Consider the following 720-nt stretch of genomic DNA (forward strand, 5'->3'; position numbering starts at 1 on the left):
GCTAAAGGATATAAAGTTGTTATCGTCATGCCTGAAACGATGAGTGTGGAACGACGCAAGATTATCCAAGCCTATGGTGCTGAACTCGTCCTTACTCCTGGTAGCGAAGGAATGAAAGGGGCTATTGCCAAAGCTCAGGAAATCGCCGCTGAACGAGACGGCTTCCTTCCACTCCAATTTAATAATCCAGCTAATCCAGAAGTACACGAAAGAACAACAGGAGCTGAAATACTGGCTGCTTTCGGTTCTGATGGACTAGATGCTTTTGTAGGTGGTGTTGGCACCGGTGGAACGATCTCAGGTGTTTCTCACGCTCTTAAAGCAGCAAATTCAAACATTCAAGTTTATGCAGTTGAGGCAGACGAGTCAGCTATCTTGTCTGGTGAAAAACCAGGACCTCACAAAATTCAAGGCATCTCAGCTGGATTTATTCCTGAAACACTTGATACAAAAGCCTATGATGGAATCGTTCGCGTAACGTCAGATGATGCTCTAGCGCTTGGCCGTGAAATTGGTGGAAAAGAAGGCTTCCTGGTTGGGATTTCTTCAGCTGCAGCAATTTACGGGGCAATTGAGGTTGCCAAGAAATTAGGTACAGGTAAGAAAGTCCTTGCTTTAGCACCAGATAACGGCGAACGTTATTTGTCTACAGCACTCTATGAATTTGAAGTGTAGCCTCCTAAATGCACTTAGCCCTTATTAAAGGGCTTTTTGTTTACT

General features: G+C 44.6%; 1 protein-coding gene. It reads left to right on the plus strand.

Going from position 1 to position 720, the window contains the following annotated elements; translation table 11 throughout:
• A partial coding sequence (locus GMD1S_RS08540; RefSeq protein WP_000629219.1) for a pyridoxal-phosphate dependent enzyme occupies window positions 1–675 on the plus strand: 675 nt, incomplete at its 5' end.
• Window positions 676–720 lie beyond the last annotated feature (45 nt).

Origin of the sequence: Streptococcus sp. GMD1S (assembly GCF_000296875.1) — a bacterium.
Taxonomy (GTDB): Bacteria; Bacillota; Bacilli; order Lactobacillales; family Streptococcaceae; genus Streptococcus.